The 16715-nt window shown below is 54.3% G+C and carries 12 protein-coding genes and 5 tRNA genes; 1 reads left to right on the top strand and 16 read right to left on the bottom strand.

Annotation, left to right across the window (positions count from 1 at the left end; genetic code table 11):
- Positions 1-14 precede the first annotated feature (14 nt).
- The 12 genes from ACLD72_RS10130 to ACLD72_RS10185 all read right to left on the bottom strand — a co-directional run bounded on the left by ACLD72_RS10130 (position 15) and on the right by ACLD72_RS10185 (position 14107).
- Positions 15-1220: an ABC transporter permease gene (locus ACLD72_RS10130; RefSeq protein WP_410997334.1), complete on the bottom strand. Its 1206-nt coding sequence runs from the start codon at positions 1218-1220 to the stop codon at positions 15-17.
- Entirely contained in the window at positions 1217-1951 is a 735-nt protein-coding gene (locus ACLD72_RS10135) for an ABC transporter ATP-binding protein (RefSeq protein WP_410997332.1), read from the bottom strand. Before ACLD72_RS10135 ends, ACLD72_RS10130 begins: the two co-directional genes overlap by 4 nt.
- 84 nt (positions 1952-2035) lie before the next feature.
- A complete protein-coding gene (locus ACLD72_RS10140) occupies positions 2036-3763 on the bottom strand; it encodes an alkaline phosphatase (protein ID WP_410997330.1) in 1728 nt (575 codons plus the stop codon).
- A 110-nt stretch (positions 3764-3873) separates the two neighbouring features.
- Complete coding sequence (locus ACLD72_RS10145; protein WP_410997328.1) at positions 3874-4803, bottom strand: glycoside hydrolase family 43 protein; 930 nt, start codon at positions 4801-4803, stop codon at positions 3874-3876.
- Between the two features lie 49 nt (positions 4804-4852).
- On the bottom strand, positions 4853-6694 hold the full coding sequence (locus ACLD72_RS10150; RefSeq protein ID WP_410997326.1) for a glycoside hydrolase family 127 protein: 1842 nt from the start codon (positions 6692-6694) through the stop codon (positions 4853-4855).
- Positions 6695-6724: 30 nt separating this feature from the next.
- Positions 6725-7555, bottom strand: a complete 831-nt coding sequence (locus ACLD72_RS10155) for a carbohydrate ABC transporter permease (RefSeq protein ID WP_410997324.1) — start codon at positions 7553-7555, stop codon at positions 6725-6727.
- The gene (locus ACLD72_RS10160) at positions 7552-8499 is read right to left on the bottom strand and encodes a carbohydrate ABC transporter permease (RefSeq protein ID WP_410997322.1); all 948 of its coding nucleotides are present in this window, start codon (positions 8497-8499) and stop codon (positions 7552-7554) included. Before ACLD72_RS10160 ends, ACLD72_RS10155 begins: the two co-directional genes overlap by 4 nt.
- 25 nt (positions 8500-8524) lie before the next feature.
- Positions 8525-9943 (bottom strand): ABC transporter substrate-binding protein, encoded by a 1419-nt coding sequence (locus tag ACLD72_RS10165; protein WP_410997320.1) that lies wholly within the window; start codon positions 9941-9943, stop codon positions 8525-8527.
- A 115-nt stretch (positions 9944-10058) separates the two neighbouring features.
- Entirely contained in the window at positions 10059-11840 is a 1782-nt protein-coding gene (locus ACLD72_RS10170) for a sensor histidine kinase (RefSeq protein ID WP_410997318.1), read from the bottom strand.
- On the bottom strand, positions 11837-13411 hold the full coding sequence (locus ACLD72_RS10175; protein ID WP_410997316.1) for a response regulator: 1575 nt from the start codon (positions 13409-13411) through the stop codon (positions 11837-11839). Before ACLD72_RS10175 ends, ACLD72_RS10170 begins: the two co-directional genes overlap by 4 nt.
- A gap of 178 nt (positions 13412-13589) precedes the next feature.
- A tRNA-Leu gene (locus ACLD72_RS10180) sits at positions 13590-13672 on the bottom strand.
- Between the two features lie 60 nt (positions 13673-13732).
- A complete protein-coding gene (locus tag ACLD72_RS10185; protein ID WP_458475736.1) occupies positions 13733-14107 on the bottom strand; it encodes a helix-turn-helix domain-containing protein in 375 nt (124 codons plus the stop codon).
- Positions 14108-14529: 422 nt separating this feature from the next.
- Here ACLD72_RS10185 and ACLD72_RS10190 point away from each other — a divergent pair, with 422 nt between their 5' ends.
- Complete coding sequence (locus ACLD72_RS10190; RefSeq protein ID WP_458475737.1) at positions 14530-15384, top strand: Cof-type HAD-IIB family hydrolase; 855 nt, start codon at positions 14530-14532, stop codon at positions 15382-15384.
- A gap of 419 nt (positions 15385-15803) precedes the next feature.
- On the opposite strand, the gene ACLD72_RS10195 is transcribed toward ACLD72_RS10190, so the two are convergent.
- The 4 genes from ACLD72_RS10195 to ACLD72_RS10210 form a co-directional block, all read right to left on the bottom strand.
- Positions 15804-15886: transfer RNA gene (locus tag ACLD72_RS10195), tRNA-Leu, on the bottom strand.
- A 20-nt stretch (positions 15887-15906) separates the two neighbouring features.
- Positions 15907-15981, bottom strand: a tRNA-Glu gene (locus ACLD72_RS10200).
- 514 nt (positions 15982-16495) lie between these two features.
- Positions 16496-16584, bottom strand: a tRNA-Ser gene (locus ACLD72_RS10205).
- Positions 16585-16591: 7 nt separating this feature from the next.
- Positions 16592-16667, bottom strand: a tRNA-Asn gene (locus ACLD72_RS10210).
- Between the last annotated feature and the right edge of the window lie 48 nt (positions 16668-16715).

The following is a 16715-nucleotide window of genomic DNA, read 5'->3' on the forward strand; positions in this document are numbered from 1 at the left end:
CATCTCCTCTCTCGTTACGCCCGAAATAGGGTAAGCGGGTCCATTCTGTACAGCCGGATCGCCGGCCCCAGCGAAGCCGCCAGTCCGATGACAAGCGTCCCCGCCGCAATATACGCCTGATCCGGCGTAGCGCGGAACGGTTCAATCTGAATCCCCCCGTAAGCAAACAGCGCATCCTGCAAAACATAACCGGCGGTATGGCCGGCCAGGATGCCTAGCACCAGCCCCGCGGCGGTGACCAGCAGCCCTTCGCCGATCATCGTCATCCAGACGTAAGTCTTCGACTTTCCCAACAAGCGCAGCAGGCCGACATCCTTCGTCCGTTCGCCGGCGGCGGCTATCAGGGACAGCAGAATCGAAATCGCCGCCAAAATGACGCATAGCCAGGTCAGAACTTCAACAATATCCGCTCCGCGGTCCACCAGGTTGACGACGTCGGCAACGGCTTTGCTCGTATAGGCAACCTGGACAGTGCCGGTTTGCTCCAGAACGTTTTTCAGCTGCTGCGCTCCCAGCAGCGTCGCCGGCTTAACCAGAATCGCCGTGATTTCCTCGTCAGCTTTTTGATGCACGGCCCAGGCATAATCGACCGTCGTAAAAACGGCGCGGTCATCGGGCGTGTTGAGCCTGGGAAGTATCCCTTTCACCGTATACTTGAAGCTTCCGTGCTCATCATGCTCTTCGTGCTCCTCCGCTTCTTCCTCCAGGTGATGGGCTCCCTCAACCAGTCCATGCGCTCCGGCAAACGTGTCGCCCACCTGAAGACCAAGCATGTTCGCTACGTACGACCCGACCACTACGTCGCCGGTTGCCCTGTAAAGCTCCCCAGACGCTAACGCGCGGTCCCCGTAACGGGTCAAAAAATAGGACGGTTCGATCCCGACAATCGGATACCCGTTATAGTTGTCCCCAGCCGTCATCGCATAAGCCGCATCCACGCCCGGATCCTGCCGGACCGTCTCCAACGTTGCCAGCGGAATGTTGCCGGTCGGCGCTCCGATATGGTAAAACGTGCTGAGCACAAGTTGCGTTTCGCTTCCCGCCGCCCCGACGACGACATCGAAAGGCCCGTACCCTTTCTCAGCCCCCTGCTCCACGCTATCCCGCGACAGTGAAAGCAGCACGGTAAACGCCACGGTAGCCGCCACCGAAACGACGGTCAGCAGCGATAGAAACTTGCGGTGCCAAATATTGCGGATCAAAATCTGAAACAGGCTCATCCGGTCTGCTCCTCCCGGGCCGCAGGCGCGGAACCGCCGCTGCCGGCGGCGGATAATCTCCGGCGCTCGCCGGACAAACGGTTGATTTCCCCGATATGCAAGCGGCGCGGAAACCGGTCCGCCATATTGAGGTCATGAGTCACCACCAGCAATGTATGCTGCTGGCCTTCGCACAACCGAAGCAGCAGGTCCGTCACTTCCTCCGCCGTCTCCCAGTCCAGGCTTCCCGTCGGTTCGTCGGCCAGCACCAGCGCCGGATCGTTGATCAGCGCCCGGACGATCGCCACCCGCTGCTGCTGTCCGCGGGACAGTTGGGACGGCAAATGGCGGCTGCGGTCGCTTAAGCCGACCTGCTCAAACCAATGGTCGATCAGCTCCCGCCGCTCTCGTCTGCCTTTCGCGCGGGGCAAGGTAATTTCTACGTTTTGCCTGGCCGTCAAGGAAGGAATCAAGTGGAAATCCTGAAGGATGTAGCCGATATGCTTGGCTCGGAAACGATCCCTCGCCGCTTCCGACATCTGCTGGAGCGCCCGGTCAAACACCTGTACCTCGCCTTCATCGGGACGCATTAAGCCGCTGACGATATGCAGCAACGTGCTTTTGCCCGATCCGCTTGGCCCGGTAATCGCCAACTTCTCCCCTTGGTGCACCTCCCATTCGGGGATGTCCAGAATCGGAATGTGCTGCCCGGCTACCTGAAACTGTTTTTTCAAACCGCGAATGCTCAGCATGAATGCTCTCTCCCTCCGTTAAGATGGAAAAACAGGAGAACACGGATCGTTCCTCCTGTTTTTTCGGATAGTCTGCCTGCCGGATTACTGCAATGCAATCCGTTCGGAAAGCGCGTCCCACTTCAGCGTTTTGCCGGTCAATTCGCTAAACGCCGCCAGCGGCAGGTACAACGTACCGTTGTCCACGTCGACCGTCATCGACGCCGATGCCCCGGCGGTTTTTGCGGCACCCGCTTTGAGGTCCACCGTAATCGTCTTGCCGCCTTTTCCGCTCAACGTCGCCGTATTGTCGGATTCCTTGTAAGCCCCGCCGAGCGCTTCCGTCAGGGCCTTCGCCGGATAGAGCACTTCATTTTCGCGGTTGATTTTAAATTTCGGGTAAATATATTTGGACTGCAGCTCTGCCGTCGCTTTTTGCAGATCCACCCCCAGCACTTCGGCACCGGCAAAGGCAATCTGCGTATTGTCGATCTGTCCTTTGACTTTGTCGGCGATCGGCCCGTACGCCCATACGCCCACATCGACGGCGGAGTGTCCGTGGCCGGACCAGCCGATCAGCAGCCGTTTGGAGATGACGGCGTTATATCCGCCCTCGCGTTTGTAGGAAGAACCGTCGCCATCGAGAATCAGCTTGGCTTCGTCATCCGTCAAGTCGGTGATCCAAGTGTTCTCCGCAACGATTTTTTTCACGTCGGCAATCGTTTTCGCTTCATTCAGCGCCGTAACCAGATATTCGGAGGAATGCTTTTGCTTGTCCCACAGGTCGATGTTGACTTCATAAATATTGTCCCGGGACAAGGACAAACCGCCGGTTTCGTGGTCGGCCGTAACGACGACGGACGTATTGCCATCCTTCTTGGCAAAATCTAGCGCCACCTTAAAAGCCGCGTCAAAATCGAGCGCTTCCTGCACCATCGTCGGCAGGTCGTTGGCGTGTCCGGCATGGTCGATCCGCCCGCCCTCGATCATGATCGCAAAGCCTTTTTTGTCGGTGGACAAAATATCGAGCGCTTTGGACGTCATCTCCGCCAGGCTTGGCGTTTCGTCTGTACGATCGGGCACGTAGGCAACGTGCGAGCTCCCGAACAGACCAAGCACTTTACCTTCTTTAGCCGGCAGAGCATTTAGCTCTTGAGCCGTTTTCACCACTTGGTAACCTTTTGCTTTAAATTCAGGCAGCAGGTTTTTGTCGCTGCGTTTTCCTTTTTCTTCCTTGGTGACAAAAAACGATTCCCCGCCGCCCAGCAGCACGTCAACGCCGCTTTCGAGGTACTGCGAAGCGATCGCGTTTTCGTTGTCGCGGTTGCGGACATGGGAGACGTAAACGGCCGGCGTCGCATGCGTGATCCGCGCCGTCGTCACCAGGCCCGTCGACTTGCCGCCGCGCTCGGCCGCTTCGATAATCGAAGCAAACGGCTTGGAGACGTCCTCGTTCGATACGCTGATGCCGGCGTTATACGTCTTGTGCCCGGTGGCGAACGCGGTTCCGGCCGAAGCCGAGTCCGTGACGATCCCGGACACGACGGTACCCCCGTCTTCCCCGCGATCCGCGTACGTAGTCGCTTGACCGACATAATACGGATCAAGGTTCAACGACTTAACACCGTGCTCGTACTGCTGGTAATACCGCGCTGCGGAGATTTGCGCCGGACCCATGCCGTCGCCGATCAGGACGATCAGATTCCGCGATTTTCCGTTCGCCGCATGTTGCTCCGACTTCTCCTCTTGCCCTTGCGCCGCAGCGAAACTTCCCGCCGATACGACGGACAGCGCCAAACCGCTGATGGCCAACCCTTTCCAAAGCTTGTTCATTGCTTCCCCTCCCCATAATTACGAACTAAAGAGAAGTTTAATTAGGGAGTATTAGCACAATGTTATAATATTGTTCTTGTTTGGTAAAAAATTTCAGAATTGCCCAGGTTTTATGCTTGCTCTGGCGGAGATGGCAGCTTGCGGCCAGCCACGCCTTCAAAGGTAAGTTGTACCGGCTTGATCGTGCCGTCCGCGCGGAATTCCATCCGGTCGATGCAGACGACGCGATGGTTGGCCGCCGTTTCCTCCAGGGGGCGCCGGTGATACACGATGTACCACTCGTCCGTGCCCGGAACGTTCAGAAAACCGTGGTGGCCGGCGCCGGTCGCCACGTTCGGATCGGCGGACAAGATTTTCTCCACGCGTTCGAACGGGCCAAGCGGACTTTCCGAAATGGCATAAGCAACGGAGTAATCAGGACCGCCCCAGCCGCCTTCCGACCACATAAAATAATACAGGCCATTTCTTTTCAGCATGCAGGGCCCTTCCACATAACCGGCAGGCGTCACTTCCTTGAACACCTCGCCGTCTTCATGGGCATCCAGGCTAATCATATCGGCTTTCAGTTTCACGACATTGCAGTGCCCCCAGCCCCCGTAGTACAAATAAGGCGTCCCGTCGTCATCGATAAAAATATGCGGATCGATCGGCTGCGCGCCAAAAACGAACCGCTCGATCAGCGGCTTGCCCAGAGGATCGGTGAACGGTCCCTCCGGCCGGTCGGCGACAGCCACCCCGATACCGCCCCATTCCGCGTCGCTTTGGATGTCGTTGGCGGCGAAATACAAATAATACTTGCCGCCCGCCGCGATCGGCGAAGGCGCCCAAACCGCCTTGCGGGCCCAAGCCACGCCCGAAAGGTCCAAAATCCGCTCCGCTTTCATCCACGTGAGCAAGTCCTCCGAATAAAAGGCGTCAAAAAAAGTTTGCTTTTCGTAAACATCGGAATACGTCGGATAAATCCAGTACCGTCCAGCGAAAATTCTTGCCTCCGGGTCGGCGTACCAGCCCGGGAACAGCGGGTTTACGGATTTTCTCATAATGGCTGTCACATCCTTTCATCCTCAGGACCACTCGTCAGGCCCGTACTCACACATTGTAAATCGCCGGCGTATCTTCCTCTTTCACCCATACCTGCATAAAGCCCGGTTTCCGGTTATCCCAAGCATAATAAGGGATGAAGGTATAACGAGCACCAATCCGATCTTGGCCGGAGATCAACGTCACGCCCCCCAATATATCATCCCGGTGTTCGGTGGAAAATGCCGTTTTTGCAGAGACAGAAAAATCATCGTACGTCAAATCGCCGTTATCCTCCTGCTCCAAGCAGTAAACCAGCGGTCCCCGCTGAAAAGCGATGCGGCCGCGGTTCGCTTCGACCTCGGGCCGCGATCGCACGACCTGCACGGACATATCCAGCCGGTATTCGATCAAGTCGCCCGCAGTCCACTTTCGTTCAAGGACAAGGTACCCTTGATGAACTGTCACATCCGTAGACCTGACCTGTGCTCCGTTTACGGCCACCTGATAGCTCCTGCACCAGCCCGGTATCCGGAGCAACACAGGAAACTCCTCGTCTTTGCCGGGATGAACCGTCAGGCGAATTCCACCGTCCCAGGGATAACCGGTCTCCATCTCCAGCTTCACGGGATTGCCGCTCTCCAGCGTAATTTCCGCATGGCCGCCCATAAATAAATTGCACGCCAGGCCGCGGTCCGTCACAGCATAGGCGTACCCGCCGACCGAAGGCAGGAACCGGGTCAAATTGGTCGGACAACAGGACGTATGGAACCACTCGACCCGGTGATGGTTCCCTTGGGAAGCAAGCGGATTCTCATAGAAAAACCGGTCCCCCGACAGGGAAATCCCCGACAGCACGCCATTATACATCGCTTTCTCCACCACGTCGGCATATTTGGCATCGCCGTACAGCAGATTCATCCGGTGATTCCAGAATACCAGGGCGATCGCGGCACAGGTTTCGCAATACGCGCTTTCGTTCGGCAAGTCATAGTCCGTCGTAAATCCTTCATTGTGCCGTGAAGGCCCGATGCCGCCGGTCACATACATATTGCGTTCCACCGTATGCGCCCACACGTGCTGCAGCGCCTCGGCATAGGAAGAATCGGCGGCGGCGCCTATCACGTCGGCCATCGCCGTGTACAAATACATGGCCCGAACCGCATGGCCGGTCACCCGCCGGATTTCCCGAACGGGAACGTCATCCTGACAATAAGCCGGTCCCCAATCCTCTTTTTCCCAAATCGCTCCGGCACCGTGCCCGTGCCCCCGCTCTTCCAGCAGCCACTGTGCCAGCTTCAGATAACGCGCTTCGCCGGTCACCCGGTGCAGCTTGACCAGCGCCAGCTCGATTTCCTCATGGCCTTCGACCCAGTGGCGTTTCCCGGGCCCGAACAACCGGTCGTAATGATCGGCCAGACGGCAGGCGACGTCCAGCAGCTTGCGTTTGCCTGTGGCTTCGTAGTAGGCCACGGCCGCTTCCAGCAAATGACCGCCGTTATACATCTCATGCTTCTCCATGTCGGTCCATTTTTTGTCCGGCGCCGTCAGTGTATAGTAAGTCGACAAATAACCGTCTTCCTCCTGCGCCGCAGCGATCAGATCGATAATGCGGTCGATCTCCGCTTCCAGCCGCTCATCGCGTACGATCATCAACGAGTAAGCAGCCCCTTCCAGCACCTTGTAAACATCGGAATCATCGTAATACATTCCCTGGTGTTCGCCGCTTTCCAAGCCGCCGGCTTTGGCGAAATTCGAAATCCGGCCCGTCGCTTCGCATTGGGCCAGGCAGGCCGGCAGCGTGACACGGCTCAGCGCCTCCAAGCGCGGTCGCCAGTAGCCATCCGCGAGACCTACCTGATTAAAAGAAACGCTCCTCCAGCTCTGCATTTTCAGCTGATGTGGACTCATTGTACAGTTCCCTCCGTATCCTGCCCGGCATTACCCTTTTAACCCGGTTAGCGTAATGCCTTCGAGGAAATATTTTTGCCCGATCAGGAATACGACAACGCATGGCAGCACGACGGCGGCCGAGGCGGCCATCAGCAAATCCCATTGCGAGGTATAGGCGCCCTGGAACATTTGCAGGCCAAGCGCCAGCGTGAATTTCTCGTTGGATTTCAAATAGATCAATGGACCGAAAAAGTCGTTCCAAGCCGCCAGAAATGTGAACAGGGACACAACGATAACTGCGGAGCGGCTGAGCGGAAATATGATCCGGACAAAAATTTGAAAATAGCCTGCACCGTCCACCACCGCCGCCTCGTCAAAATCGCGCGGAATCGTCATGTAAAATTGCCGAAGCAAAAAGATATTAAAAATCCCGCCCCCAAAAAATGCCGGCAAAATGAGGGGCATGTACGTATCGTAGAACCCCAACGTTCTCCACCCCAGGAAGGTTGGGATCAAGGTTACTGCGCCCGGCAGCATCATGGCCGACAACAGGATCCCGAAGACCACGTTGCGGCCCTTCCACGAAATGCGGGAAAATCCGAAGGCCGCGACCGAACTGCTTAGCACGGTGCCTACGACGGAGAACAGGACGATAATGACCGTATTCAGAAAAAAACGATCAAAAGGCAATATCGTCAGCGCCCGCACGAAATTGTCCCATTTGACCGGATGCGGGATCCACACCGGCGGCATAACGAAGATTTGCGCCAAATCCATCAAGGAACTGCGAACCATCCAGACGAACGGGATCAGGAACATCGCCGAAATCAGGGACAAAGCCGCATAAGCCAAGCATTTCTTAAGTCTCGAGGTTCTCATGAACGCTCCTCCCCTTCATAATACACCCAGGACTTGGCCGTCCGGAACACCAATAGCGTAAACACCATGATGATCACGAACATGATCCACGCCAGCGCGGAAGCGTATCCCATTTCCGTATCCCGAAACGCCGTGCGCCATAAATAAAAGATGTAGAACAAGCTGGCGTTGTTCGGGCCGCCCTGGGTAAGGATATACGCCTCGTTAAATACCTGGAACGAACCGATGATCGCCATGACCGTATTGAAAAAAATCGTCGGACTGACGAGGGGAATCGTAATATGGCGCAGTTTATGCCACCAGCCTCCTCCATCGACGTCGATCGCCTCATAATACTGGTCCGGAATCCCGCTTAAACCGGCCAGGAAAATCACAACCGTGCCGCCGATGCCCCACATTGTAGTCAGCACCACGGAAGGGATGACGCTGCTTTCGGCATATAGCCAAGAACTCGTCGGCAGGTGAAGCGCGCTCAGCAGTTGATTGATGAGTCCAAGATCGGGATTCAGCAGCCACATCCAGATCATCGCCGTGGCCACCGCGGGAACGATGCTCGGCAAATACACGATCGTCCGGAAGATCGAGCGGCCCTTTACGTTCATGTTGAGCAGCAGCGCAATGCCCAGAGATACCAAAATGGTCGCCGGAACCTTCAGGAAAACGAAATAGAACGTGACCCACAGCGATTTGGCAAACAGTTCGTCAAGGCCGGACAATAAGCGGGCATAATGCTCGAATCCGACCCAACCGGTCGCCTCTTTAAAGACGCTGTAATCGGTCAAACTCAAGAAAAAGCTGGCGATCATCGGCCCCGCCGTAAAAATCACAAATCCCAGCGTGGCCGGCAGCGTGAACAACAGTCCGTACAACAAAGCTTTCCGTTCCTTGGAACGAACCGCAGGGCTTGGGGCGGGTTGCGTTTGCAAGCGGATGTCGGTTGTCATGTGGTCCTCCTTGGTTGACTTTTGATTACTCAATGTCGCGGCGTCCTTGTACCTGCGCCTGGGCCTTGGCTGCGACCGAGTCCATCGCTTCCTGAGCAGTCAGTTCGCCAAGCCACAGCTTATCCAAAGCCGGAGTGACCGCATCCATGATTTTGTTGAAGTTCTTTACATAACCGGTCGGCGATTGATAGCTGTAATTCAGCATCATGTCGATCACCGCATCCTTATAACCAGGCGTGCGTCCTTTCGAATCGGCCGTCCATTTGCCGATCAGGTCCGGCTGTACGTACCAGTCTTTGAGAGCAGGCATCCACAATCCCTGGTGGTTCAGTTCCAGCGATCCTTCCGGATCGAGCAGCGCTTTGACCAGTTCCCAAGCTTCCTCCGGATGTTCGGTCGATTCGAAAATCGAAAACATGGCGCATACGACGGTCGTCACCGGTTCCTTGAAGACCGGCAACGGGGCCACGTCGTAATTAACCCCCGTTTTGCTCAGATCGAAGTTCGCCCACTGCCCGTCGATCACCATCGCTACCTTTTTGGTTTGCAAGGCCACGTTGGTGCTCGGCACATTTTTAGCCTGCACCGGCGACGGCGCAACGTGATGAACGTTGATCAGATCGGCGACCTTTTGCAGCGCCTCCACCGCTTCCGGCCGATTCAGACCAAACGTCTTGCCGTCTTCAGAGACAAAGTCGCCGCCGTTGCTGAAGACGAAGTTGGACCAAGCACCCCACCAACCGTTGGCTCCGCTCACGCCGAACTGCTTGATTTTTTTCGGGTCAAAATCGCTCTCCGTGGCGTTGTTGCCGTTTTCGTCCAGAGTCAGCCGCTTAGCGGCATCTACGAATTCCTCCCAGCTCCAGGCTTCCGACGCTTTGGCCGGAGGCGGTTCGACGCCCGCTTCCTTGAACAGGTCGACATTATAATACAACGAAAACGTCTCCGGGCCGGGCCCAATGCCGATCATATTGCCCGGTTCGGAATAATAGGAAATGTTGGGCACCAGCCGGTCGGGGCCAAACTGACCATCCGCGTCCAGAAGCGGCTGCAGGTTCAGAAACTTGTTCTCCTCGGCCAACGGAAAGGCGATCGAAGCCGACTCCATCATCGCCACGTCCGGCTCCTCGTTCCCGGCCACCATCGTCGTTAATTTGGCATCGTAATCCGACGGAATGTTCTCCAGCTTGACATTGATATGCGGATGCGTGACTCGTAGGCGGTCAACCGCCTTTTGGTAAGCTTCCACCTCGCCGGGGCTGCCCCAAAACGTCAACCTTAACGTTACGGGTTCCTTCGAGCCGGAATCCGGGGACGCCGAGCCTTCCGCGCCTGCGTTCGCACCGTTATCTCCCCCGCTTCCACCGGAACAGGCGGACAACACACCGGTCATCATCAACAAAAGGACCAATAGAACGGGTATCGATTTCCTTTTCAGCTTCATGCTTCATAACCCCTCTCATTCTCGCCTCGATCGATTCATAGCTGCAGTCTATGATGCCTCAACTATATCAGCATGAAGGCGCTCACAAAATCGGATTATTCTTAGGTTTGGTGGACTAATCTTCGACGATGCCCGGCAAACGGATCGTTACCGTCGTCCCGATTCCGGGCGATGAGGCAATCGATAAGCCGTATTGCTCCCCATGCCGGAGCCTGATGCGGGAGATCATGGTTTTGATCCCGACCGTCGCAGTCTCGCCTGCCGCGATCCTTGCCAGTTCCTCCCCTTCGATACCGCAGCCGTTATCCGTTATGCGAAACAGCCTGCTGCCGTTTTCCAGGCTGCCGACAATCGTGATGCGGCCGCCCTCCTCCAACTGGTTAAAACCGTGGATAAGCGCGTTTTCCACAAACGGCTGAAACAGCAGCTTCGGTACTTTGAAGCGGTACAGCTCGGGATCGATGTCGTACATCACCTCGAACTTTCCCTCGAACCGGACGGACATAATATAGAAATAATTTTTCATCCATTCGATTTCTCCCGAAAGCTCCACGGCGTCCCAATCTTTGCGGGTGGTATAGTGCAGCATGCTGGACAAGCAAACGAGCATCCTGCTCAATTCCTTCTGGCCGTTTTCGATCGCCACCCAGTTCATGATGTTTAAGGTGTTGTACAGAAAATGGGGATTCATCTGCAGGTTCAGCGCCTGTATTTCCGCTTGCTGCTCCTTCAGCTTGATTTCGTAGTTTTCCGTAACCAGCTTCTGAATGCGGCTGTTCATATTGTTGAATTTCCGGATCAGGACTCCCAACTCGTCGTTGGCCGCCGGTTCGATCTGCATATGGAAGTCTCCTTCGCCGACAAATCGCATGGCCACGAGCAGTTTCTTGATCGGCCCGGTAATCCTGCCGACGACAAGGAAAGCCAGCGTAATGGCGACCGCTCCCAGCACGATGGCCAGCGTCAAAGTGGATAACAGGATCGTCGGCACGATTTCCCGGACCAGTACGGCCTCCGGAATGACAACGACGGACAACCAGCCGGTGATTTCCGAACGATCGAAGCAGACGATCATGTTCTGGCCGTTCAGCGTGATCCGCTGCGTCCCGGTTCCGCTGGCCAGCAGCGGGCGGGCCCAGTCTTCGGCGAAGCGAGCGGTCACCTGCTCTGCGTCGGAATGCGCGACAATATTTCCGTCCGGAGTCATCACCATGTACTCCGACTTCTCTGGAATGCTGCGTTCAAACAAAGTCCGGAACAAATCGGCCTTCAGGCTGATCGCCAGCACCGGACGCTCTACTTCGGGATCCAGATTTTTCATCGAAGTGTTGTCCAAGTGGGAGAAATTAAGCAGCCGGGTGGCCGTGAATAAGTAACCGTAATCGTAATTTTCCGCATCCGACAGCCACGGTTGTTCAAACATCTCGACAAAATCATAGGTCGGATACCAGACCATTCTGCCTCCGGCTTGTTTGGCCGCCCGATAAATTTTCGTCCGGGTCGGATCTCCTTGCGGCATATTCCGTTGCGGACCGAAGGTATAGTACGTCGTCCAGATTTGATACGTATACAAATCTTCGTTTTGGGCGAAATGCCGCCCGAGTATAAGCGATATTTTGCGGTCGGCCATCAGCAGTTCCTCCTGCTTGCCGGAATCCAGCCGGTTGAAAATATCCAGCAGTTCCTTGTCGGCAAACAACGTCACGCTGTCGTTCTCGATCTGTTTCAGCTTTCCATCCAACACCTCGTTGTTTTTCTTAACGATCTCGTAGACGTTATCCTGCGCCTGCTTCGTAACGACCTGCAGGCCGGTCTTATAGAATAAAAGGCCGATGATAATGAGCGGCAGCAAAATGAGGATCAGGTAGCTGGTCAACAACCGGGTTCTCAGCTTCATTGGCAAAGGTTCTCCAGTGATTTATGGCGGTAAGCCTCCGGGGAAACCCCCACGGTTCTTTTAAAAATGCGGCTAAAATATTTGGTATCCCGGTACCCGCTTTGTTCGGCGACATCATAAATTTTCAACGTGCATGCCGGGTCGGACAACAGCTCCTTTGCCCGCGCAATCCGCGTATCCGTCAAGTATTCGGAGAAGGTCCGGCCGGTATGGCTCTTAAACATGGTGCTGAAATAGGAAGGGTTGAAGTAAAACTGCTCCGCCACATTTTCGAGCGTCAAGTCCTCCATGTAACGGCTCCGTATGATCCGGATGCAGGCTTCCGCGACATACTCGCCCCTTCCCCGCTTCTTTCCTTGCAGCACACGATGTACTTCGAGCAGCCTGGCCTCCAATATGGACAGGAGCGCATAGTACGTCTCGCACGCGGGGATTTCCTTGGTTGCCGCTTCGCTCAAACGCCCGGAGGTATCCCGGTCCAGCAGCTCCCGGCAGCGGCTCTTCAGCAGCATTAGAGTTAAGGCCGCACTGTCTTTCACGACGGCCGGTTCGGTCCACCCCTCGCCCGCCAGCCGGTCGAAAGCGGAGCGGCAAAGAACGAGCGCATGCTTGGCCTGCTGACCGCAAAGGGCCGCATACAATCGCTCATGATCCAGCTCGAACGGACTAACGGCGCCCGAGGCCCGTTCCTCCGGAATAACGATCCCGTTCCATTTGTCATAAAACGCAAATCGCAAAGCCGCAAGCGACGCTCGGTAAGAAGAAGGTCCTTCATTCAGCAAACGCTTACAAAAATGACCGGCGGCATGCTCCAAACGGCCTCCCGCATAACGGAGGTGATGGGACAGCTTTTCCAGCGCGAGCCTGGCTTCGCTTTTTTGTGCATGGATCGTTTCCGTTCCGCCGCATCGGATGATCGTCACCGCAATGATCCTTTCTTCCCCCGCCTCTTTGACGATAAATGACCGGGCCAGGCCAAGTGCCGACCAGGCGTCCTGCAAATCGTCACATAACCTTTTCTCGTCCTCCCGGCTTGGAACGTGGTTCTCGGGCAAATATTCGGTAACGGCAATCAGCCCGGACTGATCGGCCATTTCAGCCACTTCCGCATCGCTATTCCGGAATGTCTCCGGTTCAAGGGTGCCCTTGAGCCAGTCCACCAGGATTTGCTCTTTTCCTGTCTCCGTATCCTTTCGGGTTTCCAGTGCCATTTGCGCCTCAAGTCTTAGCAATACTTCTTCCACCTTGTCGGTATTCACCGGCTTCAGCAAATAATCATTGGCCCCATGGCGAAGCGCGGTTTGCGCGTATTCGAACAAATTATAAGCTGATAAAATGATCACTTTGGGCCGCTTGGCGATATCGCTCAAGTTCTCAAGAAAGGCAAGCCCGTCCATCCCCGGCATCCGTATGTCCGTCAGGACAATATCGGTCTCCTGCAACCGAATCGCCTCCAGCGCCTCCAACCCGTTTTTGGCTACAGCCACCTCATAATCAGGGCGAATCGAGCGAAGTAAATGAAACATGCCCCTCCGATGTCTGGCTTCGTCATCCACAACCAGTATTCTCATGTTATCCCTCCCGGTTAAGCCGATGAATTGCGTCTGACCTTTTTAGGTAACTTACACTCATTATAGAAAAAAATAGCGCCGGTTCTATAGAAACAATCATTGGTTTTGGTGGATTTATTTTAGCAAAAAAAAGAACTCCCCGAATAAATACCGGGAAGCTCCTGGTTCAAAATTAAGATGCGGTCGAGAGGACTCGAACCTCCACGGGCGTACGCCCACTACCCCCTCAAGATAGCGTGTCTGCCATTCCACCACGACCGCAAGTGATTTAGAAACGAACATTACTATTATATCTTCGCGGCGCTTAAAAGTAAAGTGAGATTATTTTCCGGAGTACTTCCTCTGTTGTTTCCTGTAGCGGGCAAATTCGATATATTCCCGGACGAAAGCCCGTTCCGATTCCGACAGCGTTGCTGCAAAGGCCTCCCAGTCCCCGTCCCGAACCGTATATTTGGCTTTGCCCTCGTTTACGGTGGAAGCCGGTTTTTCCCGTCCAATCATGAGCCAATCCAGACTTACGTCAAAAAAATTTGCAATTTCGATCAGCTTATTCGAACTCGGCGTTGACTTCTTGCGTTTCCAGTCTCCCAAATTCCCCGTGCTGATCCCAAGCTTCAAGCAAAACGCCTTTTTGGTCAAACCCGCATTTTTAATCAGCAGTTCAATACGTTCGTAGATTGACAACTTCTTCTCCAACCTTCCCGTAACACCGTAATCATCTCGCATTTAAGTTGGGATAAAATAAAAGCTATTATTCCTGCGTGTTTCACGTACAGATTGGGTTTTTGAAGCTCAAGGACTGCTTATATCTTAGCACAGCGCCTTTAAGGACTTAATAGGTCTCCATGACTGCCCTTATTTTATCGCGCAAAGCTTATTTGCAAAAGCATACCCATGCCGAATGTACCCATGACATTTGTCCCAATTGCATCCGGGTGCTTTAAATGTAACGGCCCCCATCGAACTTGCATACGATCGCCAAGTCAAGCGTATTGCCGAAATGATCGCGTTTCACGGCCTGTTGACCTGAAATGCATTTCATAAACTATACTTTTATAGGAAGACAGAACATACAAAACCGAAAAAAGAGAGACATTCGGGTTAGGAGGAAACCATTCATGAAAAAACTAATCGCCGTAGATTTAGACGGTACGCTGTTGACATCCGAAAGCAAGCCGAGCGCCGAGGGGCTGGACGCGATTCGCCAAGCGGCCGCCAAAGGCCACACTGTAACCTTGTGCACCGGCCGAGCCAGCTTTGATGCCAAAGGGTTGACAGGCGATCTGGCTATCCCGACCATCGGTTTTAACGGAGCCGCCGTTTATGACGAACGCGGGCTGCTGTTGCGGGAAACACCGATTGGAGAAGCCACGGCCCTGGACGCGGTACGATATTTGCTGGAGCAGCAGGTTTATTTTGAAATATTCTGCCCTGAGGCGATTTATTCCCCTTGCGGCGGGGAACAGAAGCTGCAGGCGGAAATGGATGTGCTGTTAAGCGCCAACCCTGCGGCCAGCCGCGAGCGATTGTGGAAAAGCGCCCAAATCCAATTTTTCCAATTTGGTTTTCAACAGATCGAAAACCCTTTGCAGCTGCTGGAGCGCGGGGCGACGGTCTATAAGCTGCTGATATTTACCTTTGACGAAGCCAAGCTAAACCGGATCCGCAAGCACTTCGGCGAGCAGGACCATCTTCACACGACATCCTCCGCCGATCATACCCTGGAAATCATCTCCACCGAAACCGATAAAGGGAGCGCCTTGCGCTTTATGGCCGAACATCTGGGAGTCCCTATGGCCGATACCGTCGTGATCGGCGACAGCTATAACGATATTTCCATGTTTCACGTAGCCGGGACAAGCATTGCGATGGGCAACGCGGTCGATGAAATCAAGCAATTAAGCACCATGGTCACGCGCGATAACAACCACCACGGTGTGGCTTACGCTTTAAATCACCTGCTGGAATTGTAGTTGGCGGTTCCACTTGTGGAACAAGGCAGATAAAACTGCCAAAGTTAGCCTGTTGAAACCCAGGGGGAGAACATAGGACAACTTAACGGAAAAAAATGTCGCTATTTCGGCGCTATCCCCCATGTTGAGTGAAATAGAGGAAATTTATGTCGTTATTTTCTCCAATCTCAGGGAAATGGCTCGTTTTCGTATCGTCCATTGGAAAATAAGGACAAAAAATTCCGTTAATGGTGATCAACAGGCTCACTGCCCGAAAATAAGACCATAAAGTTCCGCTATTTTCTCCCCGCAGCTGAGTCACGGTATTTCCGGGGCGTGATGCTAGTCCTAACCAGAAGCTCGCCTTGCTAGAGACCCTGATCACCTCTGGTTATGCAGAAAGAACCTTGCGTTCAGCAAGGTTCTTTCTGCAATTCAGATGCGGTCGAGAGGACTCGAACCTCCACGGGCGTACGCCCACTACCCCCTCAAGATAGCGTGTCTGCCATTCCACCACGACCGCATATTCATATGTTAAGAAAATGGTGACCCGTAGGGGATTCGAACCCCTGTTACCTCCGTGAAAGGGAGGTGTCTTAACCCCTTGACCAACGGGCCACAGCCTCATGCCGCTCGGAAGCAGCGACAAAATTGAGTATAGCAAAAACACTAGAGCCTTGCAACCCCTAATTTTAAATTTCCATTTGAAAGAAACTACGGGAATTTGATAAGTATAATAGCCTAAAAGAAGGCGCAAAAAAATCTAACGGTTGTGAGCGATGCTATTTGAGCAAAAACGAGCGGATACAAAATGTAACGGTTGCCAGCGAACCTATTTCCCGTTTTATCGGCAGTAATGGGGTGGTTTCACCTAAATAAGTGCGATTGCATCCGTTAAAAAAGAAACCGCCGCTTTTTCGCGCAAATAAGCGCGATGACAACCGTTAGCATCGGTAAGAAAGGGATAGGGATAGAATACTCTCACTTCGTTCGAGACTGCGGCGAAATCCTCCCGAAGCTTATGCCCGACGATGAACCCTCCAGACGAACCCTCCAATGAGGTTTCCCACCCCTCTGCATAAAAAGAACCTCCCGGATTAACGGAAGGTTCTTTAAACGATGTATTTCGAAACGGAGAGAGAGGGATTCGAACCCTCGCACCGCTTACGCAGTCTAACCCCTTAGCAGAGGGTCCCCTTATAGCCACTTGGGTATCTCTCCAAGAATATGGCTCCCCGAACAGGACTCGAACCTGTGACAACTCGATTAACAGTCGAGTGCTCTACCAACTGAGCTATCAGGGAACGTTGTAAATTGTGAGAACATCAATAAATTTATCACGATTAGGCGGT

It is taken from the genome of Paenibacillus lacisediminis (genome assembly GCF_046567315.2).

Bases quoted from the DNA above. Each gene is read 5' to 3' on its own strand.
- ACLD72_RS10160 (WP_410997322.1), bottom strand. From the start codon at position 8,499: ATGACAACCGACATCCGCTTGCAAACGCAACCCGCCCCAAGCCCTGCG.
- ACLD72_RS10140 (WP_410997330.1), bottom strand. From the start codon at position 3,763: ATGAACAAGCTTTGGAAAGGGTTGGCCATCAGCGGTTTGGCGCTGTCC.
- ACLD72_RS10150 (WP_410997326.1), bottom strand. From the start codon at position 6,694: ATGAGTCCACATCAGCTGAAAATGCAGAGCTGGAGGAGCGTTTCTTTT.
- ACLD72_RS10170 (WP_410997318.1), bottom strand. From the start codon at position 11,840: ATGAAGCTGAGAACCCGGTTGTTGACCAGCTACCTGATCCTCATTTTG.
- ACLD72_RS10165 (WP_410997320.1), bottom strand. From the start codon at position 9,943: ATGAAGCTGAAAAGGAAATCGATACCCGTTCTATTGGTCCTTTTGTTG.
- ACLD72_RS10190 (WP_458475737.1), top strand. From the start codon at position 14,530: ATGAAAAAACTAATCGCCGTAGATTTAGACGGTACGCTGTTGACATCC.
- ACLD72_RS10175 (WP_410997316.1), bottom strand. From the start codon at position 13,411: ATGAGAATACTGGTTGTGGATGACGAAGCCAGACATCGGAGGGGCATG.
- ACLD72_RS10155 (WP_410997324.1), bottom strand. From the start codon at position 7,555: ATGAGAACCTCGAGACTTAAGAAATGCTTGGCTTATGCGGCTTTGTCC.
- ACLD72_RS10135 (WP_410997332.1), bottom strand. From the start codon at position 1,951: ATGCTGAGCATTCGCGGTTTGAAAAAACAGTTTCAGGTAGCCGGGCAG.
- ACLD72_RS10130 (WP_410997334.1), bottom strand. From the start codon at position 1,220: ATGAGCCTGTTTCAGATTTTGATCCGCAATATTTGGCACCGCAAGTTT.
- ACLD72_RS10145 (WP_410997328.1), bottom strand. From the start codon at position 4,803: ATGAGAAAATCCGTAAACCCGCTGTTCCCGGGCTGGTACGCCGACCCG.